The organism is Pseudonocardia sp. ICBG601, from assembly GCF_020496245.1.
This window is the reverse complement of sequence record NZ_JAHLJA010000078.1, coordinates 21405-30363: the sequence shown is the minus strand read 5'-3', so window position 1 is coordinate 30363 and position 8959 is coordinate 21405. Positions and strand designations below refer to the sequence as shown.

The window sequence follows — 8959 nt, the reverse complement described above, 5'->3', positions numbered from 1 at the left end:
AACGCCTGGTTGATCCGGTCGGCCAGGGTCTGCGCCCGACGCGGCGCTCGCCCCGTCAGGACCGGTCGCGCCGCCTGCTGGGTCTTCTGCGTGTTCGGTGTCGTCACCCATGTCCGACGCGTCGCCTTCCCGTGTCGCGGTCCTCTACGAGCCGCAGGTCCGCGTTAACGTCTGCTCTGCTCTGCTCTGCTCTGCGGCTGTGCTGGGCCGAGCGTCGGTGAGCGAGTCCCCGAAGCATAGAGCTCCCCGCCAGAAACGAACATGAACAAAAGAGCGTCACACCGAGGGGTTGCCTTGAGCGGAGAGTCATGATCCGATACCCGCCAGTGACCATCCTGGTCGCTCGTCCACGCTCCCCGCTGGAGGCCGCATCTACGTGCTCGCCGCAGCGCCTATCGCGACCTAGTTTCCCTGGTCGGCCCAGGGGACCAGCTTTTATTCAAGTCCGCCTCAAGCCAAGTCAGATAGTTCGCCCTCCGGGCGCCTCCGCCCGCGGCAGCGGGCCAAGAAGACAGGGCGAAGCTCAACGCCCTACGACCCGACCACCTACCCCGTCTCTCTGGAGCCCCCTTGTCGTCGTCCCAGCCGCTGATGGCCCCTGTCTCGTCCGGTGAGGTCGAGCTGCGTGCGATGTTCGAGGGAAACTGGAAGCCCCGGCGCCCCTACGCCACGGACGACCTGGCCTGGGGCATCCGGCGGATGGGCCGGGACGCCGCGTTGCTGCTGGCCCACATCGAGGCGTCCCCGGTCGCGATGCTGACCTTCTTGATCGTCGACATCGACCACCCGGACGCGTTGCTGCGGGCGTTGTCGGCGAACGGGAACCATCCGATGCCGAACCTGATCATCACCAACCCGTTCAACGGGCACGCCCACGCCGTCTGGGTCCTGGCGACCCCGGTCTGTCGTACCGAGTACGCCCGCCGCAACGTCCTGTCCTACGCCGCCTCGGTCCTGGAAGGGCTCCGACGGGCGGTGGACGGCGACCGCCGCTACTCCGGACTGCTGATGAAGAACCCCCTCGCCGGGAGCTGGGCCACCCAGTACCTCCACGACCACCTGTGGACCCTCGGTGAGCTGGAAGCGGCCCTGCAGGTCGGTGGGCACATGCCACCCAAAGGGTGGCGGCAGCAGCGGGCACGCAAGGCCGATCCGTGCGGGATCGCGGCGGAACTGCTCCCTATTCGACGGCGTCCGCCTGTGGGCCTACCGCGAGGTCCGACACCACTTCGGCGACCCGGCCGGATTCAAGACCGTCCTACGGGCCGGGGTGACCGAACGGAACCAGGAGTTCTCCACCCCGCTGCCCGCCGCTGAAGCACGCGGGATCGCCGACTCCATCCACCGCTGGATCACCACCCGCTCCCGCATCTGGGCACGCGGACCCCAGGCATACGACGACACCTTCAAGGCGATCCAAGCCGCCCGGGGGCGCAAGGGCGGCGCCGCAAAGACGGCAGCTCAGCTCGACACGCTCGTTCGCGCTCAGCGGCTGGTGTTCGGGTGACAGCCCTTGATCCTCGTCGCCGCCCAACGGCCCTGCCTGCCCGAGAGCTTGCCCAGCAGCTCGGACTCGGCGAGCGAACCCTCGTTCGTCTGATCGCGGAACCACGTGACGCTTACACTGCGCGGGCCAGGGCACGTCGTGCGACCGTCGCCGAGCTCCGCCTCCAGGGGCTCACCTACCGCGAGATCGCCGATCGGACTGGGCAGACGATCGGTGCGGTTGGCCGCCTGCTCCACACTGCCCGTAACAACGGCGAATGGGCCGAAGCCGTAGCGCGACACCGCCATCAAGCTCGGTGACAGACAGTGAGATTTCGGGGGATGTCCCGAAACGGCCCCCAATCCTCCTCAATCCTCCTAATTCTCCTAGATGGAGACGTATCAGCAGGTCAGACCCAAAGTTGATCTTAGGAGGATTGAAGCCCCTAGGAGGATCAATCCTCCTACGCGCCGCCAACGAAGCCCTGATGGGGCCTGCTCCAGCCAGTTGGAGTAGGCCCCATCAGGGCTTTGACCAGCTACAACGATGAGTCAGGAGGCGGTTCTGCACTGCTGTCACGATCCGTGACCAAATCTGGCGTGTAGCGCCGCCATGCATCGGCGAACGGCGCCCGGCGGTAGCCTTTGGTCTGGCCGAGTCCAGGGAAGCCGATCTTTTCGGACTGGATGCCGTACTCCTTGAGCAGTTCTCCGAGCTTCTTCGCGGTGAGTCCTTCGCCGCGTGGCCCGTAGTCGGCCCACGGTGCCTCCGGATCGGCCCGGAGCTGCTGGAGCAACCGCATGGTCGGTAGCGCTTGTTCGTCGCCGAAGGCGGTGTGGCAGTCGGCGAGGAGGCGGATGCGTTCGGATCGGTCGTCCCCGGTGTCTTCTGCCTGGAGGTCGAGGATGGCTTGGCGGGCGCGGTCGGGCCAGTGGCCTCCGGCGTGGTCGGCGATGGCGATGAGTGGTTCCCAGGTGTCAGCGGCCCGGTCTTCCACGGGCATGGCCGGTTCGGCGGCTTCCAAGACCGATAGGTCGTCGCGGAGCCAGCAGTGCAGCCGCTCAGCGAGCTTCTGGAGGCGCGGCCGGTCGCGTCGGTGCCGGTAGGGCGCCACCTGTTCTCCGGGGGCTCTGCGGCGCATGTGGACGACGATGGCGCGGTCTTCGATGGTGTCGGGCATGCGTCCGATCCCGGCCAGCGCGGCCATGGCGAACGTGGAGATGGACTCGACCCGGTTTTTGGCGAGGTCGTAGCGCTTCGCGGGCCGGTTGCGTTGGTGTCCGGCGTTGAGCAGGCCGCGGAGGTCTTCGTGGCCGGTGGCTGCGGGCCCGAAGATCGTGTCGGCCTCGTCGACGAGCATCGTCGGTGGATCAGCGGTGATGGAGCGGTAGACCGCCGCCGGGGTGGCGTTGACGGTGATGAACGGCTGGTGACACGCACCTTCGACGACGTCGAGGAGCCGGGATTTGCCGCAGCGCTTCTCCGGTGCCCGCACGACCAGGCGTGGCGCGTGCGCCCAGGCCGGTTGGGCGTGGGTCGCGGCGATCCACAGCACCACCCCGACCACGGCCGCGTCCGACGGCAGGGCGACATAGCGGCGCAGCGCGGCCTCCAGGTCGTCGAGGATCGCAGCACCGTCGGTGCCGGGAACCGTGCCGGTCGGGCCGGGTGGTGTCGGCGGAGTGAAGGTGCCGGATTCGGAACCTTCGACATGACCTGCGGTTTCGTCGTGATCGTGGGCGTTCACGTCGTCCTCCTGGAGGTGGTTGCGGCGGTTGCGGTGCTCGGGTGGTGTCGCCAGAGGCGGCCGGTCACGTCCGGCTCGTGCGGGTGCGGCACGAACTCGCCGCTCGGCCGGTAGGTGCGCAGTTCGGCGGCCGGATGGCCGTCCGGGTAGCGGCGAGACGCGTCCTGCATGGCTGCCAGGTCGTCGGCCCAGTACCAGCGCCCACGCCACGGCCCGTCGACCAGCACGGCCAGCTCTCGCCCGTCAGCGGACTGGGTGGCGAGTCGGGAGACCCGGTGCTGCCGCGTCGCTTCCGGTCCTCGCCCGCTGGGGCGGGCTGTGGTCCGGGTCGACTTGCCCACGACCAGCTGTGGGGCTGCGGTGGTGGTCATGCCGCGTCTCCGCGTGCCCATCGGGTGGGGTCGCCGTGGGGCGGATACCGGCGCCGCATCAACTCGGCCAGGGACGGCTGTTGGGCGAGTCCGGCAGCGGTGTAGGCGACCGAGACCTGCTTGCTGGCGTCGCGCAGCGCGACCCAGTGGGCGTGGCGCAGGTCGGCGACCTCCACGCCCACGCGGGCGGCGACGAGCAGCGGCGCGGTCGGCTGGGCTCGTCCGAGGACGGCGGCCAGCACGGCGGGGTCGAGGTGTCCGATGACGTCCAGGGCCTCGGCCCGATCCGGGTCGGACAGGCGCGGGACCGGGACTGCCAGGGCTCGACACGGGAGCGGGTCAGGTGCTGCAGGTGTTGCCGGTGGTTCCGGCAGTTCAGGAGAGCGGTGACTGTGTGTGGTCATGGGGGCTCCTGTTTTCGGCATGGCGAAGGGGAGGGAGGGAGGCACCGGGGTGCCTCTCGTCCCTGCTCAACTGCGGGTTTCAGGGGTGTGTGAGGGGGTGGGTCCCTGGACTCCCTGGGTGACTGTCGGTGCAGGTCATCCCAGGGAGGGAGGCGTCAGGGACCGGTCAGGGAGGGGGGAGGGAGAACTCCCTGCCTCCCTGACGCCTCCCTGACCGCCTCCGGCTAGAAGCAGCCCTTCTGCCCGGGCCCGAATTCATCACTGTCAGTGATGGATTCGTGGTCGGTGTGGGCTTCGTGGAGGCGTGCGGCGCTGAGGACCATGACGCCGTCGGACTTGTAGGGCCGAGCGTCGGCGGGCAGTTCCTCGGCGAGGCGGGCGAAGGTCCAGGAGCTGTAGTGGGCGCGGTCGAGTTCGCTGAGCGCGGCGAGTGCTTCCTGGGTGCGCATCCGCTTCGCGCCCGTTTCGGTGAGGACGTGGAGCAGGTCCTCCAGAAGGTCCCGGCGAGGCGGCGGTGCCGGGGCGGTCGCTGCTCCGGTGACGAGCCCGGCGTCTTCGCGGAGTTTGACGGCGCGGTCGACGATGGGGGTGAGTTCATCGATGCCGTTGCCGCGTTGGATGTAGAAGCAGCGCATCAGCCCGTCGCGGGGGCCGAAGCCGGAGGTCATGGCGGTGCCGAGGTCCCCGAGGTCCACGGTGCCGTCGCTGCCCACGGTCATGGGTTGCAGGGTGGTGGCGGTGATGCCTGCGGTGTGTTTGCCGGTGCCGAGGATGGCGTCGTTGCCGTGGTGGTCGCCGATGGCGAAGCACGCCCGGTTGGACAGGACCTTCGCCACCGCTCTAGGTAGGGACTCTTTCGAGGGGACTGGTGTCGCGAACAGGAACGTCACCCCGTACTTGCGGGCTTTCGCGACGATCTTGGCGACCAGCTCGGCGGCTTCGGCGCCGACGTCGGAGACGAACAGCTCCTGACACTCATCGATCACCACCACACGCGGGCGCATCGACGGGTCCGCCGCCGCGAGTGCCCGGGTCAGCTTCGGTTCCCCGGCTGCGGACAGTTTCCGTCCTCGTTCGGACAGCTCCGACATGAGCTGTTTGAGGCCGTTGAGGACGGTGGGGACCTCGTCGGGGTCGTCGGAGACGAACAGGGTGCGGGCGACGGGGGTGAAGGGGTCGTAGTCGGCGTTGTGGGCCATGCAGTAGATGTCGATCTCGACCAGTGGGTCGAGGATCGCTCCGGCGAGGACGTCGATGACCAGGGTGGATTTGCCGGAGCCCATCATTCCGGCGATGCCCCAGTTCGTGCCGAACAGTCGTCCGTTGACTAGGTCGGCGCGGGGGGTGACGCCGACGGGGACACCGCGGAAGTAGTCGGTGGTCCCGTCGTGCAGCAGCGGCCAGGGCGCGACCGGTTTCGTCAGTGAGCCTTGGTCGGCGACCCACAGGTCCAGCATGCCGGGGTGGTCGCGGGCTTCGGTGGGCCACACCTCCACCGGCAACCTCAGGAGGTTGTGGGCGAGGACGTCTTTGCGCTTGTTGAGCATCTCGACGGTGACGCCCTCGGGTAGCAGGAATTGGCAGTGCCAGCCCTTCCCGTCGTGGACGGGTGGGAGGTTCCAGCGTGGTGTCCAGCCGTGTTTGAACTTGGTGTTCAGGGCGCTCAGGCCGAGGTTGCGCAGGGCGTTGACCACGGCGCTTTCGTCGACGATCACGCCCCGCCCGCTGCCGTCCTCGTTGTCGGTGGGTGGTGCGGTCCAGGTGGGGGCTTCGGTGCGGGCTCGGCCGAGTGCCCACAACCCGAGCACCGCCCCGGCACCGGCGAGGGTGGCGATCACGGTGGCGTAGACGGTCACGAAGGTGACGGTCCAGGCCACGGCGTCGATCACCCCGGCAATCGGGGCGATGACCAGGGAAACATCCTTCGCCGCGATCGCGAGGACGGTCCCGAGGCCGAGGAGCATCCCGAGGGCGATCAGCGCGCCGACCCCAGCGGCGCGGGCCCAGGCGAGTGGGGCGTTGATCCAGTCCATGACTCGGCCATGACGCCGCTGTTTTTCGGCGGTGTCGCGGGCCTCCCATTCCAGGAGGCGGTCCTGGTCGCCGGCGATTTCGGCGGCGCGCATCTGCCGCTCATACCGGGAGGTGCCGTGGGTGTCGCGCCACCGCTGGATGAGGACTCCGGCGCCGGAGAACACGAACCACGTGTTCCTGACCAGGGCTTTCGTCCCGCCGATGGTGACGGGGTGGGTGGCGGCGGCGAGGGCGCTCCGGCCTGCGGTGTGCAGGTCGGAGCGGTAGAAGTCCCGCCGCGACACCACCACGTCCGTTCCCGGCGTCGAGGCGGTGTCTGTCTGCGGGCCGCAGGTGTGGTCGACGATCTCGCCCTCGATCACCACTGGGGCCTCGGCACCGGTGTCGGTGTGGTGGTGCAGGGTGATGACCGGCGCCAGCCCGTCCCCTGATGACGCGTGGTGGGCTGGGCTGGCGCCGCCAGCCTCGTCGCGGCCGGTCTGGTCGTCGTGGCGGTTGTGGTCGTCGTGGTGGCTCATCGCGTGCCTCCGGCGGTCTCGTCGCGGAGCTGGCGGGCCCGCGCGGCGGAGCAGCGCAGCGTGCGGCGGATGGATTCGGCCGAGCCGGGGTCGACCCGGCCCTCGGCGACGGCGGCCCGGAGCAGACCGCGAAGATCATCCAGGCTGCGGCCAGATTGGATTGGTTCAAGATCATGGTCGGGGTCGACTCCCAGGGTCGACGATGATCTTGGGTGGGTCGACTGTCGCAGGTCAGCCCTCGACTCCCCACCCGACTCCTCGTCACGGCGGTCGAGGACGGCGACACCGCCCCCAAGATCATCGTCGACCTCGGAGTCGAGGTCGGAGTCGAGGCAGTCGAGGGCCGGGTCGGTCTCGTAGTCGAGGTCGTTGGTGAGCCGGGAGCCGACACAGTCCGCGCCCTCGATGAGGGCGGCGAGTGCCCAGTCCCAGTCATCGGCGCGGCCCGCCCCGACCGGCACGGGCGGGGCGCCGTGGCGTCCCGGGCCGGTGGTCGCGGCGAGCGCCCGTCGGTGGACCTGGTAGGTCCCGGGCCGGTAGGTCAGCTGGGCGGTGCCTTCGGTGTCGATGACTGCTGCCGCGTCGCGGACGGCGAGCCGCCGGGCGCGGTCGGTCTTCGCCTCCACCAGCGCGGACAGCCGCGCCGACCGGCGCTCAGCCCGGGAACGCGGTGCCCCGGCCAAAGTCAGTTGGTGCGCGGCGACCCCGGCGATGGACACGACCGCCATGACGACTCCGGCTGTCCAGCCTTGGTCGAGGCCGTGGAGGAGGTTCATCGAGGCCGCGACCAGGGAGAACAGCACCACCCCGGCCTGCAACCCGACTACGGGCCGGTGTGGGTGTCGGTGTCGGGAGGCGGTGATGGCGAGGGCGAAGGCCCACATGCCGAGTTCGGTGATCCCAGCCAGCAGCACGCCGCCCGGGCCGTAGATGGTTTGTCCGTAGGCGGCCATCGCGGGGGCGGCCAGAGCGAACGAGAGCAGCGCGATCGGGTAGATGAGCAGCTCGACGGTGTGGGTGGATGCCCAGGTCAGGGCCCTGTTTCGGGCGGCTGCCCGGGCTGTGGCACGGGCTTGTCGCTGCTCGGTGCGTCGACGTTCAGCGGCATCGCGGTCGGCCTGGGCGCGGTCGCGGCGGGCGTCCTGCTCGGCGATCCGCCGCTGCGCAGCAGCGTCGGCGGCTTCCCGGGCGAGGCGGGCGTCCAGGGCGCGGGACTCACGCCGTTCCGCGGCCCATGACGTGGAAGAAGAAGACGTGGTGGTCATGCCCGCGCCCTCCCCTCGACCTGCTGACCAGCCGAAACCGGCTCAGCGGGCGACTCGGCGGTGCCGGAGACGGCGTCGGCGGCGGGCAGTTCGCCCCGGGTAGTCGAGGCCGGGACGGCTCGGTGGACCTGCCGGAGGCGCAGCTCAGCGGCAGCCCACCAGCCGGTCACGAAGCCGAGCGGCGCGGCGAACCACCAGGTCAGGCCCAGCGTCGCCCCCGTCAGGGCGGTGACGACGGCGATCTCGACCAGCCGGTCCCGGCCCGCTGTGACGGCGCGGTGAAGGTGCGTGTTCATGCCGCTTCACCACCCTGACCAGCGGAAACGACCACGGGACGTCGTGTCGGGAGCGCGAGGAGACGGCCTGCGGTCGCCCCGTCAGACGCCTCGGTCGGCTGGTCGGAGTCGTGGAGGAGGGCGCCGTAGAGGCGGTCGATGACCCGCTCGGTCAGCCCGTCCGGGCACCACGAGAAGCCCTGGTCAGCGCCGGGATCAGGGTCGCTGTCGGGTGGATCGAGAAGAGAATCCCCGGACCGGGGTGGAGACACACCAATGCCAAGGGCAGCATGGCCCATAGCCGATCACCTGTCTTTGTCAGGTCGTTCGGTTAGGTCGCCGCCCCGGAGTCCAATCCTGGGCGGTGACCGCAACCCCGCCGGGCTGGCGGGACCGCTCCCTCAAGCAAGACACGATCTCGCCCCGGCTGTCAAGCACCGACCTCGACCAATCTCGCGGACCCCGCTGGCTGCTCGTCCGCACCTCAGATCAGTCACGAACCGTGACTGCTGCGCCTGGGGACCCGCCTAGTCGCTGTTTCTGCTGGTCAGGCCGCCTTCAGGGCGATCTTCGGCCTATGCGAGCGGGCGTTCCGTTGAGGGGGTGGGACGGATTGATCCGTCCCACCCCCTCAATCCGTCCCACCCAAAATCGGGACTTGACCTGCAAGAACACCTCAAGTGGGACGGATGGGACGGATGGGACGGATTGGGGGTCGTTTCGGGACATCCCCCGAAATCTCACTCTGCGTGACGAGTCGGGGGGTGGGGTGTCGCGCGGCGGCGGTCTCGATTATCGGGCGCGCCTGGTTGCGTTTCCGGTGCTGTAGGTTGCGGCGTTCCGCAGGTGTTGCCGGACG

Annotated in this window: 9 protein-coding genes; 2 read left to right on the top strand and 7 right to left on the bottom strand. The window is 69.4% G+C overall.

The annotated features are described in order from the left end of the window. Positions 1 to 591 precede the first annotated feature (591 nt). Complete coding sequence (locus KPL57_RS22320) at positions 592 to 1317, top strand: replication initiation protein (RefSeq protein WP_226353048.1); 726 nt, start codon at positions 592 to 594, stop codon at positions 1315 to 1317. Next, on the top strand, positions 1271 to 1507 hold the full coding sequence (locus KPL57_RS22315; RefSeq protein ID WP_374203769.1) for a hypothetical protein: 237 nt from the start codon (positions 1271 to 1273) through the stop codon (positions 1505 to 1507). Before KPL57_RS22320 ends, KPL57_RS22315 begins: the two co-directional genes overlap by 47 nt. Here the strand turns inward: KPL57_RS22315 and KPL57_RS22310 are convergent. From KPL57_RS22310 to KPL57_RS22280, 7 genes are all read right to left on the bottom strand, one after another. Beyond that, a complete protein-coding gene (locus tag KPL57_RS22310; protein WP_226353034.1) occupies positions 1486 to 1788 on the bottom strand; it encodes a hypothetical protein in 303 nt (100 codons plus the stop codon). The genes KPL57_RS22315 and KPL57_RS22310 overlap by 22 nt on opposite strands. A 236-nt stretch (positions 1789 to 2024) precedes the next feature. Then, entirely contained in the window at positions 2025 to 3233 is a 1209-nt protein-coding gene (locus tag KPL57_RS22305; protein WP_226353033.1) for a DUF3631 domain-containing protein, read from the bottom strand. Then, complete coding sequence (locus KPL57_RS22300) at positions 3230 to 3604, bottom strand: hypothetical protein (RefSeq protein WP_226353032.1); 375 nt, start codon at positions 3602 to 3604, stop codon at positions 3230 to 3232. The genes KPL57_RS22305 and KPL57_RS22300 overlap by 4 nt, the downstream gene beginning before the upstream one ends. Continuing rightward, entirely contained in the window at positions 3601 to 4008 is a 408-nt protein-coding gene (locus KPL57_RS22295; RefSeq protein ID WP_226353031.1) for a hypothetical protein, read from the bottom strand. The genes KPL57_RS22300 and KPL57_RS22295 overlap by 4 nt, the downstream gene beginning before the upstream one ends. Positions 4009 to 4232: 224 nt before the next feature. After that, entirely contained in the window at positions 4233 to 6560 is a 2328-nt protein-coding gene (locus tag KPL57_RS22290; RefSeq protein WP_226353030.1) for a cell division protein FtsK, read from the bottom strand. After that, positions 6557 to 7825: a hypothetical protein gene (locus KPL57_RS22285; protein WP_226353047.1), complete on the bottom strand. Its 1269-nt coding sequence runs from the start codon at positions 7823 to 7825 to the stop codon at positions 6557 to 6559. Before KPL57_RS22285 ends, KPL57_RS22290 begins: the two co-directional genes overlap by 4 nt. Beyond that, on the bottom strand, positions 7822 to 8121 hold the full coding sequence (locus KPL57_RS22280; RefSeq protein ID WP_226353028.1) for a hypothetical protein: 300 nt from the start codon (positions 8119 to 8121) through the stop codon (positions 7822 to 7824). Before KPL57_RS22280 ends, KPL57_RS22285 begins: the two co-directional genes overlap by 4 nt. Positions 8122 to 8959 lie beyond the last annotated feature (838 nt).